The following is an 18,346-nucleotide window of genomic DNA, read 5'->3' as shown; positions in this document are numbered from 1 at the left end:
AGATCACCAACGATGCCCGCGCGGCCGCGGCGGCGATCGCCGGCGGGCAGCGCCGTCTGCCCACGCGGGTAGGCATCCGAGGCCGCCGGCGTGGCCTCAGCGTCGACGCCGGGCCCGCATGCGTTGAGCTGCCACGGCCAGCCGCTCGAGACGACCGCCCCGCGGAGGTGCAGCGCCGATCTGCCGCGCTACCTCGGTGGTGTCGAAGTACAGGCGTACGGACCCACCCGCCCTTGCTCCAACTGCAGATACGACATCCCCTCGAGGCACAGACGTACTCCGGTCGGGGCGAAGCCCGGCGGCTCGATCGGCCTCTCGTGCGTGCCGACGAAACGCCACCGGTAGCCGAATGCGCTCCGGTCGGCGGTGGCGAACGGCACACCGACGACGTCGACGCGGCCGTCCGGGAACGGGGCGTACTGCGCCTTGGCTCGCGCCAGCACGGCTGTCCTGCCGACGGCTGGTTCGGATTCGAGAGGGTCGAAGAGGGTCACGTCTTCGTGCAGCATCGCCTCGGAGGCTGGCCAGTCCCCCCGGTTGCCCGCACCGGTCCACTCGCGGAAGAACTGCTCCGCGAAGCGATGCGGGCCACCTCCTCCACCTCGACCAACCGGTGGCCCTGGCCGACGAACTGCGGGCATGGCTGGACGCTCGTGTCGTCGCCCCTTGACCGACCCGCGCAGCGCAGCAACTGACGCCGCCGCTGGTCATCGTCGGCCGGCGCACGGGCCATCTCCCGGGGATGGCACGAGGCGGATCGAAAGGCACGGGGCAAATCGATTGTTCTCGGTCGGTCCCGGGATGACGATGGCCCGGTGATCCTGCGTCGCGAGTTGGCCCGGGACCGCGAGGCGGTGCGTGCCGTCCATGCTGCGGCCTTCGCGCTGCTCAGCGGTGACGTTCCGGGAGAGGCACGCCTCGTGGACGCTCTCCGCGAGGACGGCGATGTCGTTCCCGGCCTCTCGCTGGTCGCCGAGCTCGGCGGCGAGGTGGTGGGCCACGTCGTCTGCAGCAGAGGAGACATCGAGGGCCGTCCTGCGCTGGGCCTCGGACCCCTGGGCGTCGTGCCCGCCCGGCAGCGACGCGGCGTCGGACAGGCCCTGATGCACGGGGTGCTCGCCGCCGCGGACGCGCTGGTCGAGCCGTGCGTGGCCCTGCTCGGCGACGTGGGCTACTACGGACGCTTCGGGTTCCTGCCGGCCCACCAGGTAGGCGTCCGTCCTCCCGACCCGGGATGGGGCGCGCACTTCCAGATCCGCCGGCTGACCGCCTGGACCGACGACGTCGCGGGCCAGTTCCACTACGCCCCCGCCTTCGACCGCCTGTAGCGCTGCCGAGGTGCCCGGCCTGCCGGAACGAGAGCTCCGCGGCGGATGGTCGCGGCCGGACCGCTGTGCGGCACCATCGTCGCGTGCCCACGATCCGCACCGCCCAGGACGACGCCGCCGACGACCTGCTCTCCCGTGACCCGCTGGCGCTGCTGATCGGGATGCTGCTCGACCAGCGCATGCGTCGACGAAACAGCTGAAGAAGTCGACTGCAGTTCGACCAGCCGCGACGAGAGGGGCCGGTTCTGACCGCGACTTCCCGCGCGGAGCGGCCGCGTCCGCGAGAGTCACTCGCTACCCGCGTGGCCCCCGGAAGGGCGGCAGCCGACGCGCCCGGTGACCCGTCACAGGGTGCAGTTCCTGCTCCGTGCCGTATGGGCGGGGGAGGCGCTGGCGACCTTGCGGCGGTAGCGCCGGGATTGCGGATCTGGTCGGTTCCTGGGGCGAGTCCGCGGAGCAGCCCCAGGAACCGTGATCCATGTCAGGCGACGAGCTTGGCGGTCACCTCGGTGAGGCGGCGGCCCTGGTAGCGGGCCGCGGCCAGCTCGGCCTCGTTGGCGGTCGCCGCCTGGCCGCCCGAGGCGTTGGAGATGCCGTAGGGGTTCCCACCGGCCGCGAACAGCACGGGGTCGGTGTAGCCGGGCGGCACGATGACCGCCCCGAAGTGCGAGAACACGTTGAACAGTGTCAGGATCGTCGACTCCTGGCCGCCGTGGACGTTCTGCGCGCTGGTGAAGGCGGTGGCGCCCTTGTTGGCCAGCTTCCCGGTGAACCAGAGCCCACCGAGGGTGTCGATGAACTGCTTCATCTGGGCTGCGGGAGTGCCGAATCGGGTCGGCGTGCCCAAGGCGTAGCCGTCGGCCCACTCCAGGTCCGCCGGCGTGGCCACCTCGACCTGATCGGCGGTGGTGTCCACGTGGGCGCGCCAGAGCGGGTTGGAGTCGATGGCCTCCGCGGGAGCCAGCTCGGGGACTCGGCGCAGGCGGACCTCGGCCCCGGATTCACGGGCGCCGTCAGCAACAGCGGCGGCGAGCTGGTGGACGTTCCCGGTCGACGAGTAGTAGACGACAGCGATGTTGGGCACGGTTCTCCCTGTAGCGCGTGGGTTCGGACATGGCGGCCGCAGTCGGTGCGTCTCATTGAGCGCTCAACTACAGTTTCGACGCTACCGCGCGCCGGCTCGTCATGCATGTCGGGAAGTGGCACCCGGCGCCCAGGAGGCGGACGGCGTGGTGGTTGCCGGGGTAGCGAAGCCGAGAGTCAGCGCTCGTTCGCAAGGCCGTGAACGAGGTCTCTGGCAGGCGCATCGTCCACTGGCGGGACCATACGGCCCGCGGTGCTCGGTGGCGGTTGCGACGGGATCGCTACGGCACCATCTCGGTGTGCCGAACCTCCGCGTCGCCCTGCTCATCGGCATGCTGCTGGACCAGCAAAGCGCCTAACCATGGGGTAAGGGCGTAGGGTACGACCGCATGATCTTGGACACGTACAGCCGCATCTCCGAGGACCCGAACGACCAGCGCCGAGGCGTGACGCGGCAGGCGGCCGATACCCGCGAGGTGGTCGAGGCTCGCGGGGCCACCCTCGGCGTCGAGCACGTCGAGAACGACACCTCGGCCTTCAAGAAGCGCAAGGTGCCAGTCACTGACGCGAGCGGCAACACCTACATGGGCTACCGGGTGATCCGGCCGGTGTGGCACGCGGCGCTCCAGCGGCTGCGCGAGGGCAAGGCCGACGGGCTCGTCGTGTACGACCTCGACCGGCTGGCCCGCGAACCTCGGGACCTGGAGGACGCCATCGAGGTGGTGGAGCACTACGGCAAGACCGTCCTCAGCGCCACGGCGAGCGAAATCGACCTGACGACCGGCACCGGGCGCACGTCGGCCCGGCTGCACGTCATCATGGCGAACAAGGCCAGCGCCGACACCGCCCGGCGTGTGCGCCGCGCCCACCTGGAGAACGCCCAGAAGGGCAAGGCGGTGGGTGGGCGGCGTCCGTTCGGCTGGCAGGCCGACAAGGTCACCCTCAACGAGTACGAGGCGGGACTGCTGCGGCAGGCAGCCGCCGACGTGCTGGCCGGGACGCGGCTAGCCACCATCGTCAAGCGGTGGAACGAGGCAGGCGTGCCGACCGTGACCGGGGGCACGTGGACCGGCGGCGTGCTGCTCCAGCTGCTCCGCTCGCCACGACTGGCCGGGTGGCGCATCCACCGCGTGGGCGGGTCGGAGTGGTCGAAGGTGCCGCCGGTGGCGCTGGACAAGCAGGGGCAGCCGGTTCGGGGCAAGTGGGAGCCGATCATCGACCACGCCACGCACCTGGCGCTGGTGGAGGCGCTGGCGAGCAAGCCAGACTCCAGGGCCGTCGTGCCGCGCAGGAACGCCCGGCGCTACCTGATGACGGGCCTGCTCCGCTGTGCGGCGTGCAACGGCGTCATGTACGGCAACAAGGTGGGGGAGAGCCACTTCTACCGCTGCGACACCCCGAAGTGCTCCAACAGCGCGAGCGGCAAGGGCGTGGACGCCTGGGTGGCCGAGCGCGTCGTGGAGCGGAGCGAGCTCGTGTCGGCACAGGACGCGCCCTCCACGGCTGGCCCCGACGCCCGGCTCGTGGAGCTGAACACCCGGATCGACGACGTGAACGCCATGGTCGAGGACGTCATGGCCGTCTACCGCAACAAGGGCATCTCGGCCGCGACGGCGTTCGGCAACGTCGCCAAGCTGGAGGAGTCGCTCGTGCCGGTGGTGGCCGAGCGCGACGCCCTGCTGGCCGAGACGGCCCTCTCCCGTCCCGAGGTGCTGGACGCTGACACCTGGGGGGCCCTGGACGTGGACCGGCGTCGAGCGGCTGCTGAGCGGGCTCTGCGGGCCGTCTACGTCCACAAGGCGACCCGTCCCGGCAACCGGTTCGACTCCTCCCGGCTCGACCCGGTGTGGCGGGAAGGCGTGTAGTTCCTGGTCACGGGCCAAACGGCGTCCTATGGGCTACGTTCTTCGTCGTAGGCCACAGGGGTCTGAACGGCAACGGTCCAACCGGGCCGGGTGCCGGTTCACTCCGAACCCCTGGAGCGCCCTGTGGCCACAACCGACCCGATCATGCTCGCCCGCAACCGGCTGGCGGGGCTGCACAACCGGCCCGTCCTCGACCGTGAGGCCATCACCGAGGCCCGCCGGAACCTGACCTTCGCCAAGGTCGAGCGCTCCGTCAAGGAAGCTCTCGCCGCCGTCCCGGCCATGACCGCCGAGCAGCGGTCCGCACTGATCGAGCTCCTCAAGTGAGCGCCTGCACCTCGGTGCCGATCACGACCACGGCGCTCGAGATGCCGCTGTCGTGGCGGGAGGAGGCGTGCCGGGCAGCCGCTGACCTGGCGCTCCTCAACGACATGCAGCTCGTAATCGTGGGCCAGGCCGACGGCTTCGACATCGTGATCTGCCTCGACGAGGAGTGCGCCGACCGACCCGGCGTGATCGTCGTCGTGCCCGACACGCGGGCCCTCCTCCGGTGGTCGTCCGTGCCGCCGCAGGCCGTGACGATGGACCGGGAAGACGGGCGCTCCTGCCTGATCTTCGCAGGGACGGACCCCCAGTGACCGCCCCGCACGAGCACGACTGCCAGTGCGGCTCCCGGGCTCGGGTGTGGGTCGCGGTCGCCCCCGGCATCGACGAGCCGTGCTGCCGCGCCTGCGCCGCGAGGGTGGCCTCAGAGCCCGCCTTCAAGGAGGCCCTGGCCGCTGCCCACAGCGAGCCGTCGGACGACGTCCTGCCGCCGTTCCGTGCGGTCTCCCTGCCGCAGCCCGCCGTGGCCTCCCCGCCACGGTCTGGGTCGACCCGCTCCGAGGCCGCTCGCCGGTCCGCATCGATACGGCGTCGGTGCCTCGGCTGCGACATGACTAGCAACCCCGGAGCACTCGCTCTCCACGCGAGGGCGACCGGCCACACCGGCTGGGAGGCCGTCCGATGAGCAAGTACCTGGAGCTCGCCCATGCCATGTGGCCGGAGGCGCGCTACATCCACGGCGACGGGCGCTACTGCACCGTGCGGGCCTGCGGCGGCTTCACCGTGGTCCTCCACGAGACCGAGCAGGAGGCTCGCTCGGCCCTGCGCCGGATCCACCCCGTCTCGTACCGAGGCTGCCAGCTGCACCACGCCCTGGTGGTGCTCGATGAGTGACAGCAAGGCGGGCTCCGCCACCCAAGCAGAGCCCGCCTCAGGTCCCAGCCACCGCCAAGTAGGAGAAACCGTGCTCGACGATACCCCGCTGGCCCTGGGTGAGCGCCTGCTCGCGGCGGGCATCCCCGTCGTCGTGTGCACCCCCTGCCCGGGGTTCGGCAAGCCGGGCGGGTGCTCCTGGAAGGGCCACACCAAGGGCACGGTGGAGCTCCACCAGCCGAAGGGCTGGCCGAGGCTCACGGCCGAGCAGTGCGACCTGTCGGGGTTCCGGCCGGGCGTCGACACCCTCGCCATGGTCAGCGGCCACGGCCTCGACCTGGTCGACGTGGACACCAAGGCGGGCGGCTCGGTCGCCCATCTGCCGGCATTCACGAGCTACGGCAAGACCCGCACGCCCTCGGGCGGCGAGCACTACGTCGTGCCCTCGTCCGGCTTCGCCAAGGTGAGCCCGTTCAACGCACCGGACGGTCGGCACATCGGCGACTACGTGGGTGGCCGGGCCGACGGGACGGGACGCCTGCTCGGCTACCTGCCCGGGTCCACCCGGCCGAAGTACCCCGGCGGCGTGTACGTCGAGGAGGAGCCGTGGGACATCGACACCTGCCTCCTCGTCGCCCAGCCGGACCCTGCGCTGGTGGCGGTACTGGAGGCAGTCGGGGCGAGCAACGCCGTGCACGAGGAGTACGTGGACGAGAGCCCTCTCCGCCCCATCGAGGAGGGTGTCCACCCGATGGCCCAGGACGGGGTGCGACGGGCGCTCGAACAGCTGGACAGCCTGCCTGCGGTGTGGTCCGACGGCGACCACTGGGACGACGCGCACCACCGGGCTGCCTGCATGCTCCAGCGCTACGCCAACTCCAACTGGACCGGATACACGCTGGAGCAGGCGGAGGCCGACTACCTGGAGCATTCGCGCCGCGACGAGGGCTGGGGCGACGACGAGCTCGACGCCAAGTGGGCTGCTGCCCGGGACACCGTGAAGGGTGGCGGCTTCGCGCCTCCGCCGACCCCGGCCGACGACTTCGCTGAGCCGATCGCCGACGTGTGGTCGACGTCGGTGCTGGAGCACATCCGGAAGGCCGCGCACTCCCGCCTCGTCAGCGCTCCCGCGCTGCTGGCCTACGTGCTGGGGCGGGTCCTGCTGGACGTCCCGCCTGACGTCTACCTGCCGCCGACCGTCGGCTCGGCGGCGTCGCTGAACCTGGGCGTCGCGGTCGTGGGCGGGTCGGGCTCCGGTAAGTCGGCCCTGCTCGACGTGTCCCGCGAGCTGCTGGGCGCCAACCAGGCGCGGTGCGAGAAGCAGATCGGCTCGGGCGAGGGCCTGGTGCAGACGTTCCTGCGCCGGGACAAGGAGACCAAGGAGATGGTGCTCGTCCACGACCCCAGGCGGCTGGTGGTGGTGGACGAGGTCGACCAGCTCGGTGCGCTCGGGCAGCGGTCGGGGGCCACGCTGGGGCCGACCATCCGGTCGGCGCTCACGGGCGGGCAGCTCGGGACTGAGAACGCCGACATCGAGCGCCGACGGAACGTCCCGGCCAGGAGCTACCGGCTCGTCCTGTTCGCGGGGGTGCAGCCGACACGGTCGGCCGCGCTGCTGGAGGACAGCGACGCGGGCACCCCGCAGCGCTTCGTGTGGGTGCGGGCGACGGACCCCACCATCCCCGACGCCGAGGTCGAGTGGCCGGGCGAGCTCAAGTGGTCCCCGCCGGAGGTGGACGGCTTCCTCGACTACCCCGACCACGTCAAGGCGGTCGTGAGGTCGACCCGGCTGGCACAGCAGCGCGGCGGGGGTCGGGAGCTGGACGGCCACCTGGTCCTGCTCCGGCTCAAGGTGGGCGCGGCGCTCGCGCTGCTGCACGGCGAGACGTTCATCCGCGACGAGTGGTGGGCGCTGGCCGGGCAGATCGTCGACGCGTCCCTGGCCCTCCAGGGGGAGTGCAAGGCGGTGCTCGCGGCCGAGGGGCAGCGGCGCACCGCCGGGGCTGCCATCGCGCAGTCGAGGGCGCAGGACGCGGCCGAGGAGGACCAGGTCAAGCGTGCCGCCCAGCAGGTCCTCAAGAAGGTCCGGGAGGCGGGCGGCAAGTGGGTCACCAAGCACCAGGCCCGGCCGGGGACGCACGCCCTCCGCCAGCACATGGACGACGCCATCGAGGTCCTGCGCCTGGCCTCGCAGGTCGAGGTCGAGGAGTACGAGTCGCGGGGGCAGCAGGGCATCCGTCTGCGGGAGAAGGCGGCGTGAGCGCCACTGCGGGGTCGCGGGGTCGCAACCCCGCAGTGGCCCCACCACGTCCCTTATCGAATCCAACTTCTTCTTCTTCGAACTGGGCGTTTGTCGAGCGCTCTCGGCCCCGGCCGCCCCCACTGCGGGGTTCCAACCCCGCGACCCCGCAGTGGAACGCACTGCTTCGTGACACCAACCACCCCCACAGACCGGCCCACCCGCCAACCGAAGGAGCCACACCCCATGACCGAACCGACCCCCTCCAGTTGTCCCGAGTGCGGCGGGGCCAACATCCCCAACCACCCGGCAGGCCCCATCGTGTTCAAGCACGACACCCTGGCTGGCTGCTCCCTCCAGGCCGCCGAGGACGCCCGCGTGGTGGCCGACCAGAGCCTGGAGGGGGACCGCCCGACGACGCCCACGGAGCGCCTGCTGCTTGCTGCCGTCGGCCTCACCATCGCGGACGACGCCACGTGCCTGGTCGAGTGGCTGTCGCCCGGCGTCCGTCGTCGCACGTGGCTGGCGCGCCCTGCTGACGAGACGGCGGTGGCCTGATGTCTCCGCGTGCACCGAAGGCTTGCGGGAAGACCGGCTGCGAGGAGCGGGTGCGAGGTCGGCGCTACTGCGCTGCGCACACCGTTGCGTGGGAGGGCAGCACTCGCGCAGGTGCGACGAGGTCCCGCGCGGACCGGGAGCTCCGGGACCAGGTACTCCGGGAGGAGCCCATCTGTGCCTGTGGGGCTCCCGCCACCGAGGCAGGCCACATCGTGTCGTTCGCTCGTGGTGGTCCGTACACGAGGGAGAACCTCGTCGGGCAGTGCCGCCGGTGCAACCTCGCCGCGCTCGCCGAGGAGCGCCGTGGTGTTGGTGGTCACGCTCGCATCGGCCCGACCCCCGGGGGTCCCGGTCCCCACCCCGCCCCCGACGGACCCCGGGCCGGTCTGCGCTTTCCCAGACGTACGGGTTCCCGATGAACGACCACTCGAACTGCCCGATCCACTCGAACTGACCCCAGGAGGACCGCACCATGACCACGACCGACACCAGCACCACCGAGGCCGGCACTGAGATGACCGACGCCAGCCAGACCGACACCACCGCACCCGAGGGCACCAACCCGCCGGAGGGGACGGAGGAGGGGCAGCAGTCGGCCGCCAACCGGGAGGCCGCGAACTACCGGCGGAAGCTCCGTGACGCCGAGGCCGAGCGGGACGCCCTCGCCTCGGCGGTGGCCACCTACCAGAAGCGTGACGCCGAGGCCCTGGTCGGGGAGCGCCTGCTGTCCGCCGCCGACCTGTGGGTGGCCGGAGTGGAGCTCAAGGACCTGCTCGACGACGGCGCGACCGTGTCGGCCGAGAAGGTCGACGCCGCTGTGGCGAAGGTGCTGGAGGACCACCCGCACTGGGCGCCGAAGAAGCCGGGTGTGCCCCGCGACATGGGCCAGGGCAGTCGTGGCGAGAGCGTGGGCGGGGGCACCAGCTGGGCCTCGGTGATCTCGGGCGGTCGCCGTAGCTGAGGTAAGCTCGGGTCGGTTGGACCAGCCCAGGTGGCGGTCCGACCGACCTGCAGCCCCAGGAGGGCATGGGAAGCGCCCGTGGCGTGGACCAGCACGACCACCCCACTCCCGTCCTCCTGAAGGAGCACATCCAGCATGACCATGACCCGCGCCAACGGCGCCGTCATCCTCACCCCGGAGCAGGTCGCCGAGCTGCTCGTGCAGCCGGTCGGCGAGGCGAGCATCGCCTTCCAGGTGGCCACGCTCGTCAACACGGCGAGCTCCACCTACCGGATCCCGACCGTCACCGCCGACCCGCAGGCCGCGTGGGTCGCCGAGGGCGACGAGATCAACCCCTCCGACATGACCCTCGACGAGGAGGACGTGACCCCGAGCAAGCTCGCGGGCCTCACGATCATCACTCGCGAGCTGGCCGACGACTCCTCGCCGGAGGCTGCTGCCACCGTCGGGCAGGGGCTGGCCCGCGACATCGCCCGCAAGGTCGACGCCGCGTTCTTCGGCAACCTCGCCGCCCCGGCCCCGGCCGGTCTGGGCAGCCTGGCCGTCAACGCCACCCCTGCGGACGTGCAGGGTGTGGACGCCGGGACCGCGTTCACGAGCCTGGACCCCTTCGCCGAGGCGCAGTCGCTCGCGGAGGGTGTCGGCGCTGCCATCACCAACTTCGTGGCGAACCCGGCCGACGCCCTGGCCCTGTCGACCATCAAGGTCGGCACCGGCTCGCAGCAGACCCTGCTGAACGGTGTGCGCTCCATCAACGGCGTGCCGCTGCTGGTCAGCTCGGCCGTCGCCGCCGGGACGGTGTGGGGCATCCCGCAGGACCGCGTGGTCGTGGTCGTCCGCGAGGACGCCACCATCGAGACCGACACGAGCGCCTTCTTCACCTCGGACCGGGTGGCGGTGAAGGCCGTGATGCGCGTCGGCTTCGGCTTCCCGCACAAGGCCGGGCTCGTCAGGGTCTCCCTGTCGGCGCCTGCTGCCTGAGCTAGCGTTCGGCTTGCCCCGGGTCGGTAGCGGCGGAGCTTCGTCCCTCCGACCGTCGGCCCGGGGCACTCACACTTCCGACCGGGCAAAGGTGGAAGAGACCGGCCCCTGGGACTAGGCGCAGCCCCAGGGGCCGGTCGCCCACTTCTCACTGGCCAGCTCGGCAGGCTGTCACCCTGACGCCCCTCGTCGAGCCCAGAACCGCCAGCGTGCCCTCAGCGCGCCGCGTGGTGAGCCAGCAAGATCCGCCCGCATGAGCTTGTCGAGCGTTCCGCCGTGTCCTACGACGCGACCCACGTCGTTGCCTGTGGTGCTCCAGTGCTTCACGTCCTCAAGCAGTCCTCGTGTGGCCTGGTCGACGGTCTCGGAGGCGACGACGCGGCAATGGATCACCGCTGTGAACACGCCGGTGTAGAGCTTCGTGCGCGCCTCCTTCGGCGCACCGGCCCCTTGTTCGACCAGAGCGAAGATGGAACGCAGAACGTCCGCGTAGGCCTCGTGCCGCTTGTCCAGGAGCCACTGCTGGTGCGCCCAGCGGCGGGTCTGTCGAGCGGTCAGCAGGGACACGCCTGCGCCAACCAAAACTGCGAGCAGGGTCAGGAGCTGGCTCATGGAAGTGAGCCTGGCAGCCGCTCGGGGGTCCGGCAGCAGCGCCGAGCCACAGCCGCCACACGCAGCGAGCGTTCCTCTCCCAGCCTCGCCGCCCACCCGTGGGTAATCGGGTGAGGACGCACGACTGCCCCGCCTCCCGGTGATCCCAGGGGCGGGGCAGTCCGTGTAGTGGGGCTCAGTTGTCCCAGGCGAAGTCGAGGCGGGCCCGGAGGGTGCGGGCGCTACCGACGATGGCGCTGCCGCCCTTGCGGCCCATGGCCTCGTTCTCCACGGCGGTGGCGACCTCGGCCAGCTGCTCGCACTCGGCCTTCGTGAGCCGCACGGTGCGGTCCAGGGCACCGTTGGGCTTCTTGGCGGCGAGCTTCGCGGCCAGGCCCTTGTGCTTGCTCGCCATGGCCTCGGAGGCGATGAACCAGCCGACCCACACGCTGACGGTCGGCTCGCCACCGACCGGCGCGTCGCTGGCAGCAGCCGCCTTCGCAGCCTCGTGGGCCTTGGCGACCTTCGCCGCGAACGCCTCGTCGGCCTTGGCCTTGGCGGCCTCCGCCTTCTTCTCGGCAGCGGTGGGCCGCTTGGCCGGGGCCTTCTTGGCGGCAGGTCGCTTGGCCGGGGCCTTCCGGGCGGGCTTGGCGACGGCGATGCCCGCCCGCTCCATGGCGGCGGCGACCTCGGCGTCGTCCGCAGCGGCGGAGGCGTCGGGCAGCATCTCGGCGCGGACCTCCTCGACGGTGGTGGCGGCGGTGGCGGTGTTGGCGGTCATGGCTGGCTCCTTGTGGTGGCGGTGCGCCCCTGTGGCGCTGGATTCGACCTCTACCCCACGGATGCGGAGAGCGCTATGTGGCTAGCGGCTATGCCGCGACCAGCAGTTCCCGATGGAGCGGGCGTTCGGCGCTCCGCGGCTGCTGGCCGACCGGCTCGGGGTGCGGACGCTGTCGGCCGGGCAGCTGGCCGACATGGACCCCGAGGAGCTGGTCCGCGTCTTCCGGGGGGCGCCCGCCCTGCACCGCTACCCCGGTTCGATGGCCGGCCGCGCGCAGGAGGTGTGCCGCGCGCTGGTGGAGCGGTACGACGGGCGCGCCGACGGGCCGTGGGCCGACGTCCCGGACGGCGCCGCGCTGCTGAAGCGCCTCAACGGGCTGCCGGGCTTCGGGGCGCAGAAGTCGAAGATCTCCCTCGCCCTCCTCGGCAAGCAGTACGGCGTCCCCCCGCCGGGCTGGCGCGAGGCCGCCGGCGATTACGGCGCCGAGGGCTCCCGGCGCTCGGTCGCCGACATCACCGGTCCCGGGTCGCTGGCCGAGGTGCGGGCCGTCAAGCAGGAGCAGAAGCAGGCCGCGAAGGCGGCGAAGCAGACGCCGGGGAGCTGATGCCGGGGCACCTGCACGGGGTCCGTCGCGGTGGCACCATGGGGGTGGTCCGGGAGACGGCGGGGTCACCCTCCGCGGCACCCCGGCCAGCGGAGGGAAGAGTGCCCGTGGCCTCGAGCCAGCAGTTCACGCGGTCGCGCCGACCGGAGCCGGTGCTCATCACCGAGGCCGCCCCGAGCCTGGCCGACCAGCAGGCAGCCCGGAAGCGGCGCTACGCCATCACCATGGCCATCCGTGGCCTGGCGCTGGTGCTGGCCGCCGTGTTCTACCAGGTCGTCTGGTTGATGGTCATCCTCGCCGTCCTCGGCACGGTGCTGCCGTGGATCGCCGTGGTGATGGCCAACGACCGGCCACCCAAGCCCAGGACCCGCCTCAAGGGCGTCGACGTGCGTCCCGACCGGGTCCTGGAGAACCCCGCCCGATCCGTGCGGATCATCGAGGGCTGAGCGTTCCGGCCGGCGTCTTCCCGGGGTGCCGCCCGATCGGCACCCGGAGCACGATCGATCCGGCCGAGACCACGGCGGGCAGGTCGTGCAGGGGCCGGCATCAGCGGGCGCCCGGGCGGCGCACCACCTCGGCCGCGCACGCCAGCACGGCGTCCAGGGCCGCCGCGGGGGAGGCCCCTCGCGTACCCAGCCAGGCGTGCAGCAGCCCGGCCGCGAAGGCGTCGCCGGCGCCAGTCGTGTCCACGACCGTCGCCGGCCGGGCGGGGCGGTGGACCACCTCGTCGCCGGCCACCCACAGCGCGCCGTCCGGCCCCAGGGTCACCACCGCGACCGGGTGCCGGGCAGCCAGCGCGCGGGCGGCGTCGGTCGCGTCCGGGCAGCCGGTGAGCAGCCGCGCCTCGTCGGCGTTGGGCAGCACCAGCGTCGCCCCCGCCGTGTCGGCCAGCCACCGGTCCAGCCCGTAGCGGCGCAGCGGGCCGGACGACGCCGGGTCGACCGAGACGGTGCACCCGGCGCTCGTCGCCGCACGCAGCGCCGCGACCCCGGCGTCGCGCGGCCCGGGGTCGAGCAGCGTGTAGCCCGACAGGTGCAGGTGGCCGCCCGGGACCGGAGCGGGCACGTCGGCCGGGCGGAGGACCAGATTGGCGCCGCGGTCGGCCAGCATGCTCCGCTGCCCGTCGCGCTCCACGAGGCTGACGATCGTGCCCGTCGGAGCCCCCGGCACGGTGCGCAGCCGCAGCTCCACGCCGGCCGCCGAGAGCTCGGCGGCCAGTCCGGCCCCCGGGGCGTCGTCGCCGATGCAGCCGGCCAGCACCGTCGGCGTTCCCAGTCGGGCCAGGTGCGCGGCGACGTTCGCGCCGGCGCCCCCGCCGCGGCTGACGATCGAGGCCGGCCGGTCCGAGCCGGGCGCGGGCTCGCCCGACAGCACGACGACGACGTCGGTGGCCACGTCGCCGACGACGACGACGGGGGTGCGCACGGCCGCGGTCAGGCCGCGCGGGCGGCCAGCGCCGAGGCGATCCGGCCGGCGAGCTCCGCGTTGCGCAGCACCAGCCGGACGTTGACCGCCAGGGTGGCGCCCTCGCTGGCGCGGTGCAGGTGGTCGAGGACGAACGGCGTGACGGCCTTGCCGCGCACCCCGGCGGCGTCGGCCGCCGCGAGCGCGTCGGCGATGACCCGGTCGTGCAGCACCGGGTCGAGCTGCTCGTCGGCCGGCAGCGGGTTGGCGACGACGACGGCGCCGGGGGCGAGCGGCCGGCGGGCGGCGAACACCGCGGCGGCCTGCTCGGCGTCGGCGACCGACCAGTCCAGCGTCGACCCGGAGTCGGCGACGTAGAAGCCCGGGAACGTGGTGGTGCGGTACCCGAGCACCGTCACCGAGAGCGACTCCAGCCGCTCCAGGGTCGCCGGGACGTCGAGGATCGACTTCACGCCGGCGCACACCAGGACCAGGGACGTGCGGGACAGCGCCGTCAGATCGGCCGACTCGTCGAAGGTGTCGGCCGCCTGCCGGTGCACGCCGCCCAGCCCGCCGGTGGCGAAGACGGCGATCCCGGCGGCCTCGGCCAGCAGCGCGGTGCTGGAGACGGTGGTGGCGCCGCTCAGCCCGAGGGCGGCGGCGACCGGGAGGTCCCGGACACCGAGCTTGGCCAGCTCGGGATCGGCGCAGACCCGGTCGACCTCGGCGGGCGTCAGGCCGACGCGCGGCACCCCGTCGAGGACGGCGATCGTGGCGGGGACGGCGCCGCCGGCGCGGACTGCGGCCTCGACGTGGTCGGCAGCCGCGCGGTTGTCCGGCCGGGGGAGGCCGTGGGCCAGCAGGGTGCTCTCCAGCGCGACGACGGGGCGGCCGTCGCGCAGGGCGCCGGCGACCTCAGGGGACAGGATCGGGCGGGAAGGGGTGGTCGCGGCGTGCACCCTGTCATCATGGTCGGCGGGTGCGGGAGCACGGCGGCGACCCCGGCCGCGCGGCCACCGCACGACTGCACCGTCGAGCAGGGAGCCCGCATGAGCAGCAGCGACATCCTCGAGCGGCCGGACGTCCGCGAGTCCGACACCGGCAACGCCAACGAGGTCTTCCACTACGTCAAGAAGAACAAGATCGCCGAGAGCGCCGTGATGGGCACGCTCGTCGAGGCCCTGTGCGGGGAGGTCTTCCCCGTGACCAAGACCCCCAAGCCCGGCAGCCCGGTGTGCCCGGCCTGCAAGGAGGTCTACGAGCAGCTCCGCAAGTAGGATGACCCCGCTGCCCCCCACCGCTCGCAGGCTCGCGGCGGGATCCTGCAGCGGGGCCGACACCGTCCGGAGGACGACGGCGTCATCTCCCGCGGTGCGGTCCGGGAGGACCGCAGGGTCATCGTCACCGCAGCCCCAGCCGCCGGGCCTCGTCGTCGAGCTTGGCCTGGCGGCGGGCCCGGCGCCGCCGGTCGTGCCGGCTCAGCGGCGCTGGCCAGCGGGACTGGATCGTGGCGTTGAGCTCGGCGCCGAGCAGCACGGCCATGCCGAAGAAGAAGCAGAACAGCAGCGCGCCGATCGGTGCCGCGAGCGCTCCGTAGGGGAGGGCCGTGGTGAGGAAGTCGCCGATGTAGGCGCGCAGCAGCAGCGCGGCGAGCAGGAAGAACACCAGGCTGAGCAGTGCGCCGGGCAGATGCCGCCGCCACGGCAGCCGGTTCGGCAGGATCACGTGGAAGAAGCTGGTGAGCGCCAGCAGCAGCCCGATGACCACGATGGGCCAGTAGACGGCGTTGATCAGCGTCACCGTGGTGTTGCGCCAGTCCGGGGGCACCAGATCGGCCAGGGTGCCGCGGCCCAGCACCAGCAGCGGCAGGGTCAGCACCGCCAGCAGCAGCCCGACGACGAACAGCCACAGCGCCATGAGCCGGGTGCGGATCGGGCCGCGCACGTCCCGCTGGTCGTAGGCGATGACCGTGGTGTTCATGAAGGTCGCCGTCGCCGAGGAGCCCGCCCACAGCGACAGCAGGAAGCCGAGGCTGACCACCTCGAGCCGGCCGGAGCCGAGGATGTCGGCCAGGGTGGGCCGCACCAGGCTGTCGACGACGTCGTCGGTGAGGACCTGCGACGACGCGTCGAGGAGCTGGTCCTCGATCATCCGGACGGCGTCGCCACCGATGATGTCGCCCAGGTAGCCCAGTGACCCGAGCAACCCGATGAGCAGCGGGGGCACGGAGAGGATCTGCCAGAACGCGGCCTCCGCCGACAGCCCGAGGATGCGGTCCTGCCAGGCCTTCGCCAGCGTCCGCCCGAGGACCTGCAGGGGCACCCGCAGCGGCGTCGGCCAGCGGCGCAGCCGGGACGGTGCGGGGACGTCGGCCCGCGTCGCGCCGCCTCCCGTGCCGGGGACGGCGTCCGGCTGCTCGTCCGCACCGGCCCGGGCGGGCGAGCCGCTGGGCAGGACGGCGCTCACCTGCACAGTGTGCACGCGAGCGCCGTCGCCGACCGGTGGGGGAGCCGCTGGCGGCATCCCGCCGGCCGGCCCGGTGGAGGGCGTCAGAGCGTCCGCGGACGGGCGGGGCGCCGCCCGCCGGTCGCCGGGGCGCCGCCGGGTGCGGTGCCCTCGGGACCGGCCGGAGGCAGTTCCTCCGGCACGCAGACGATGATCGGCTCGGCGGCGTAGCGGGTCTGGAAGTTCTCCCGCCTCAGCTCCGCGCCCGTGCTGAGGTCGCGGAACACCCGGGTGACGGTGATGTCGAAGCCGGTCGACCCCGACTGCGGCTCGCAGGTCGGGCTGGCCGGTTTCTCCTGCACCACCGGCTGGCGGAGGTTGTACCGGTCGCTGCTGACCGACTGGATCTCGTAGCGCTTGGTCCCGTAGAAGGTCACCGTGATCGTCCCCGGGGTCCACGCGGTGTCGACGTAGACGCCGGTGTCGCCGTCGTTGCGCCACTTGAGGTCGATCGAGTCGTAGTAGACCGTCGCCTCGCGGCCGGCCGGGTAGCGGCTGATGTAGTAGCTGTGCGGCTTGTGGAAGACGTCCTCGAGCCCGGCGAAGAAGACGGCGTTGAACATGGTGGTGGCGAACTGGCTGATGCCGCCGCCGACGGCGGTGGTGAACTCGCCGTTGTTGATGACCCCGGCCTCGACGTAGCCCTGCGCCAGGCCGCGCGGCCCGGTGAAGCCGTTCAGGCTGAAGGTCTCGCCGGGCATGATGATCGCGCCGTCGACCTCCTCGGCGACCACCCGGATGTTGGTCCCGCTGGCCGGATTGCCGATGTTGGTGGTGAAGCTGGAGATCTGCTCGCGGATGCCGAGCGCCTCGGCCTCCGCGGTCGTGAACTCGGCGGGCACCGGGCCCAGTTCGGCGGTGACCGACCGCGGCGCCTCCTGGCTGAGCACCGGCAGCAGCTGCTCGACCAGGTGCGCCGGTGCGATGCCGGTCCCGTCGACCGACGGCACGACGCTGACCGAGCCGCCGGAGACCTCGAAGCGGGCGTCCTGTGCGGGGGTGCCGAACGCGCCGAGCTCGTCGCCGAGCGCGTCCTGCAGGGCCGCGGGGTCGAGGCCGACGGCGAGCTCGCCGTCGTCGGTCGGCGTGAAGGTGAGGGCGGTGGCGATCGCCTCGACCGGCACCTCGGCGGAGGTGCTGCCGTCCTGGCTGACCACCTGCACCGGCGCCGCCAGGGCAGGCGTGATGGTCTCCTCGAGGACGCGCTGCGCCTCCTCGACGTCGACGGCCACGGGGGTCACCTCGACGGGCAGCTCGATCGGCGTGCTCGGGTCCCCACCGGAGGCCAGCGCATCGGTGATCGCCTCGGCTGCGCCCTCCCGGTCGAGCGTCCGGCCGTCCACCGCCTCCACGACCGAGGGCGTGGTCCCCTCGATGGCGATGGTGGCGTCCTGCGGAGCTCGGTCGACCCGCGCGGCGATGCCCTCGATCTGGGCCTGCAGCGCCGTCTCCTCACCGGTCATGACCGGCTCCACCTCGCGGTCGGAGAAGAGGGTGACCAGGCGGGTCCACGGGTTGAGCGGCTGCTCCTCGGCGGCGTCCACGGTCCGCGGGACGTCGAGGGTGATGCCGGCGGTCGCGGGGGAGAGGGTGGCCGTCACGTCGGCGGCCTCGACGGTGTGGTCGGCGGCCACCCGCGGCGCCAGCTGCTCCTCGAGCCGCTGCGCCGCCGAGGCCGGGGAGAGCTCGCCGACGTCGACACCGGCCACGACGGTGTTGCGGGGTACGTCCCCGGAGGAGGCGAGCAGGTCCACCCCGTAGGCAGCCGCCAGCAGGACGAGGGCCCCCGCCGGGACGAGCGCCGCCCGGCGCCGCCACCAGGGGCCGCGGGGCCCGCCGCCGGGCGGCTCGTCGCCCGGCGGGGGACCGGTGGGCGCGTCGGGGTCGCTTCCGCCCACGGGCGGGACGGCGGCGGTCGGTGCGGAGTCGTCGCTGCCCGCAGGGGCGGGGGCGCCGGCCGAGACGTCGATGCGCTGGGTGCCGTCGCCGTCGCCGTCGACCGCGTCGGCCGCCGGGTCCTGCGCGGTCGGCTGCTCGGCGATCGCCGAAGGCGGCTCGGGCGTGCTGCGCAGCCATTCCCGGCCCACCGGCCGGGTGTCGTCGGGCTGCTCCCCGTACACCGGCGAAGAGCCCGCCGGCCGGGGGCGCCCCTCGGCGCCCTCGGGGTGCATGCGCACGGTTTCGTCGTGCGCAGGGGGCTGCTGGGACATGGGGGGTTCCTCCGGTCGCCGCCGACCGGGGGCCCCCGG

General features: G+C 73.1%; 19 protein-coding genes and 1 pseudogene. 12 read left to right on the top strand and 8 right to left on the bottom strand.

Annotated features, from left to right (window positions below; translation table 11 throughout):
- Positions 1-188: 188 nt before the first annotated feature.
- Complete coding sequence (locus ABC795_RS11265; RefSeq protein WP_347057277.1) at positions 189-641, bottom strand: nuclear transport factor 2 family protein; 453 nt, start codon at positions 639-641, stop codon at positions 189-191.
- Between the two features lie 174 nt (positions 642-815).
- Between ABC795_RS11265 and ABC795_RS11260 the strand changes: the two genes are divergently transcribed.
- Positions 816-1,328: an N-acetyltransferase gene (locus tag ABC795_RS11260; RefSeq protein ID WP_347057276.1), complete on the top strand. Its 513-nt coding sequence runs from the start codon at positions 816-818 to the stop codon at positions 1,326-1,328.
- Between the two features lie 481 nt (positions 1,329-1,809).
- Here the strand turns inward: ABC795_RS11260 and wrbA are convergent, their stop codons facing one another.
- On the bottom strand, positions 1,810-2,412 hold the full coding sequence (gene wrbA / locus ABC795_RS11255; RefSeq protein ID WP_347057275.1) for an NAD(P)H:quinone oxidoreductase: 603 nt from the start codon (positions 2,410-2,412) through the stop codon (positions 1,810-1,812).
- A 388-nt stretch (positions 2,413-2,800) separates the two neighbouring features.
- Between wrbA and ABC795_RS11250 the strand changes: the two genes are divergently transcribed.
- The 8 genes from ABC795_RS11250 to ABC795_RS11215 all read left to right on the top strand — a co-directional run bounded on the left by ABC795_RS11250 (position 2,801) and on the right by ABC795_RS11215 (position 10,212).
- Entirely contained in the window at positions 2,801-4,276 is a 1,476-nt protein-coding gene (locus ABC795_RS11250) for a recombinase family protein (RefSeq protein ID WP_347057274.1), read from the top strand.
- Positions 4,277-4,399: 123 nt separating this feature from the next.
- Positions 4,400-4,603 carry a hypothetical protein gene (locus tag ABC795_RS11245; RefSeq protein ID WP_347057273.1) on the top strand — a complete coding sequence of 68 codons (204 nt, stop codon included), beginning with the start codon at positions 4,400-4,402 and terminating at the stop codon, positions 4,601-4,603.
- The gene (locus ABC795_RS11240) at positions 4,600-4,914 is read left to right on the top strand and encodes a hypothetical protein (RefSeq protein ID WP_347057272.1); all 315 of its coding nucleotides are present in this window, start codon (positions 4,600-4,602) and stop codon (positions 4,912-4,914) included. The genes ABC795_RS11245 and ABC795_RS11240 overlap by 4 nt, the downstream gene beginning before the upstream one ends.
- A gap of 367 nt (positions 4,915-5,281) precedes the next feature.
- Positions 5,282-5,494 (top strand): hypothetical protein, encoded by a 213-nt coding sequence (locus ABC795_RS11235; RefSeq protein ID WP_347057271.1) that lies wholly within the window; start codon positions 5,282-5,284, stop codon positions 5,492-5,494.
- A 70-nt stretch (positions 5,495-5,564) separates the two neighbouring features.
- Entirely contained in the window at positions 5,565-7,733 is a 2,169-nt protein-coding gene (locus tag ABC795_RS11230; RefSeq protein WP_347057270.1) for a hypothetical protein, read from the top strand.
- A gap of 225 nt (positions 7,734-7,958) precedes the next feature.
- Positions 7,959-8,270 carry a hypothetical protein gene (locus ABC795_RS11225; protein WP_347057269.1) on the top strand — a complete coding sequence of 104 codons (312 nt, stop codon included), beginning with the start codon at positions 7,959-7,961 and terminating at the stop codon, positions 8,268-8,270.
- Between the two features lie 472 nt (positions 8,271-8,742).
- The gene (locus ABC795_RS11220) at positions 8,743-9,231 is read left to right on the top strand and encodes a hypothetical protein (protein ID WP_347057268.1); all 489 of its coding nucleotides are present in this window, start codon (positions 8,743-8,745) and stop codon (positions 9,229-9,231) included.
- 135 nt (positions 9,232-9,366) lie between these two features.
- The gene (locus ABC795_RS11215) at positions 9,367-10,212 is read left to right on the top strand and encodes a phage major capsid protein (RefSeq protein WP_347057267.1); all 846 of its coding nucleotides are present in this window, start codon (positions 9,367-9,369) and stop codon (positions 10,210-10,212) included.
- Positions 10,213-10,383: 171 nt separating this feature from the next.
- Here ABC795_RS11215 and ABC795_RS11210 read toward each other — a convergent pair whose 3' ends face one another.
- Both ABC795_RS11210 and ABC795_RS11205 read right to left on the bottom strand, forming a co-directional pair.
- A complete protein-coding gene (locus ABC795_RS11210) occupies positions 10,384-10,824 on the bottom strand; it encodes a hypothetical protein (protein WP_347057266.1) in 441 nt (146 codons plus the stop codon).
- Positions 10,825-10,999: 175 nt separating this feature from the next.
- Positions 11,000-11,584, bottom strand: coding sequence for a hypothetical protein (locus ABC795_RS11205; protein WP_347057265.1), 585 nt, complete (start codon positions 11,582-11,584; stop codon positions 11,000-11,002).
- A 109-nt stretch (positions 11,585-11,693) separates the two neighbouring features.
- Here ABC795_RS11205 and ABC795_RS11200 point away from each other — a divergent pair.
- Positions 11,694-12,188: pseudogene (locus tag ABC795_RS11200) on the top strand (HhH-GPD-type base excision DNA repair protein); the annotation flags it as partial.
- 107 nt (positions 12,189-12,295) lie between these two features.
- Positions 12,296-12,634: a DUF3099 domain-containing protein gene (locus ABC795_RS11195; protein WP_347057264.1), complete on the top strand. Its 339-nt coding sequence runs from the start codon at positions 12,296-12,298 to the stop codon at positions 12,632-12,634.
- Positions 12,635-12,734: 100 nt separating this feature from the next.
- On the opposite strand, the gene ABC795_RS11190 is transcribed toward ABC795_RS11195, so the two are convergent.
- Both ABC795_RS11190 and ABC795_RS11185 read right to left on the bottom strand, forming a co-directional pair.
- Complete coding sequence (locus ABC795_RS11190; RefSeq protein ID WP_347057263.1) at positions 12,735-13,613, bottom strand: PfkB family carbohydrate kinase; 879 nt, start codon at positions 13,611-13,613, stop codon at positions 12,735-12,737.
- An 8-nt stretch (positions 13,614-13,621) separates the two neighbouring features.
- Positions 13,622-14,551: a pseudouridine-5'-phosphate glycosidase gene (locus ABC795_RS11185; RefSeq protein ID WP_347057262.1), complete on the bottom strand. Its 930-nt coding sequence runs from the start codon at positions 14,549-14,551 to the stop codon at positions 13,622-13,624.
- Between the two features lie 90 nt (positions 14,552-14,641).
- On the opposite strand from ABC795_RS11185, the gene ABC795_RS11180 reads away from it, so the two are divergent.
- On the top strand, positions 14,642-14,869 hold the full coding sequence (locus tag ABC795_RS11180; protein ID WP_347057261.1) for a DUF3039 domain-containing protein: 228 nt from the start codon (positions 14,642-14,644) through the stop codon (positions 14,867-14,869).
- A 124-nt stretch (positions 14,870-14,993) separates the two neighbouring features.
- Here ABC795_RS11180 and ABC795_RS11175 read toward each other — a convergent pair whose 3' ends face one another.
- Both ABC795_RS11175 and ABC795_RS11170 read right to left on the bottom strand, forming a co-directional pair.
- Positions 14,994-16,058, bottom strand: a complete 1,065-nt coding sequence (locus ABC795_RS11175; RefSeq protein ID WP_347057260.1) for a YihY/virulence factor BrkB family protein — start codon at positions 16,056-16,058, stop codon at positions 14,994-14,996.
- Positions 16,059-16,141: 83 nt separating this feature from the next.
- Positions 16,142-18,307, bottom strand: a complete 2,166-nt coding sequence (locus ABC795_RS11170; RefSeq protein WP_347057259.1) for a VanW family protein — start codon at positions 18,305-18,307, stop codon at positions 16,142-16,144.
- Positions 18,308-18,346: the final 39 nt, after the last annotated feature.

It is taken from the genome of Blastococcus sp. HT6-30, assembly GCF_039729015.1.
Classification (GTDB): domain Bacteria; phylum Actinomycetota; class Actinomycetes; order Mycobacteriales; family Geodermatophilaceae; genus Blastococcus.
Note: the sequence above shows the minus strand (reverse complement) of the source record. Positions and strands in the feature narration are given on the sequence as shown.

Bases quoted from the DNA above. Each gene is read 5' to 3' on its own strand.
- ABC795_RS11210 (WP_347057266.1), bottom strand. From the start codon at position 10,824: ATGAGCCAGCTCCTGACCCTGCTCGCAGTTTTGGTTGGCGCAGGCGTG.
- ABC795_RS11225 (WP_347057269.1), top strand. From the start codon at position 7,959: ATGACCGAACCGACCCCCTCCAGTTGTCCCGAGTGCGGCGGGGCCAAC.
- ABC795_RS11180 (WP_347057261.1), top strand. From the start codon at position 14,642: ATGAGCAGCAGCGACATCCTCGAGCGGCCGGACGTCCGCGAGTCCGAC.
- ABC795_RS11205 (WP_347057265.1), bottom strand. From the start codon at position 11,584: ATGACCGCCAACACCGCCACCGCCGCCACCACCGTCGAGGAGGTCCGC.
- ABC795_RS11265 (WP_347057277.1), bottom strand. From the start codon at position 641: ATGCCCGCAGTTCGTCGGCCAGGGCCACCGGTTGGTCGAGGTGGAGGA.
- ABC795_RS11220 (WP_347057268.1), top strand. From the start codon at position 8,743: ATGACCACGACCGACACCAGCACCACCGAGGCCGGCACTGAGATGACC.
- ABC795_RS11170 (WP_347057259.1), bottom strand. From the start codon at position 18,307: ATGTCCCAGCAGCCCCCTGCGCACGACGAAACCGTGCGCATGCACCCC.
- ABC795_RS11235 (WP_347057271.1), top strand. From the start codon at position 5,282: ATGAGCAAGTACCTGGAGCTCGCCCATGCCATGTGGCCGGAGGCGCGC.
- ABC795_RS11250 (WP_347057274.1), top strand. From the start codon at position 2,801: ATGATCTTGGACACGTACAGCCGCATCTCCGAGGACCCGAACGACCAG.
- ABC795_RS11215 (WP_347057267.1), top strand. From the start codon at position 9,367: ATGACCATGACCCGCGCCAACGGCGCCGTCATCCTCACCCCGGAGCAG.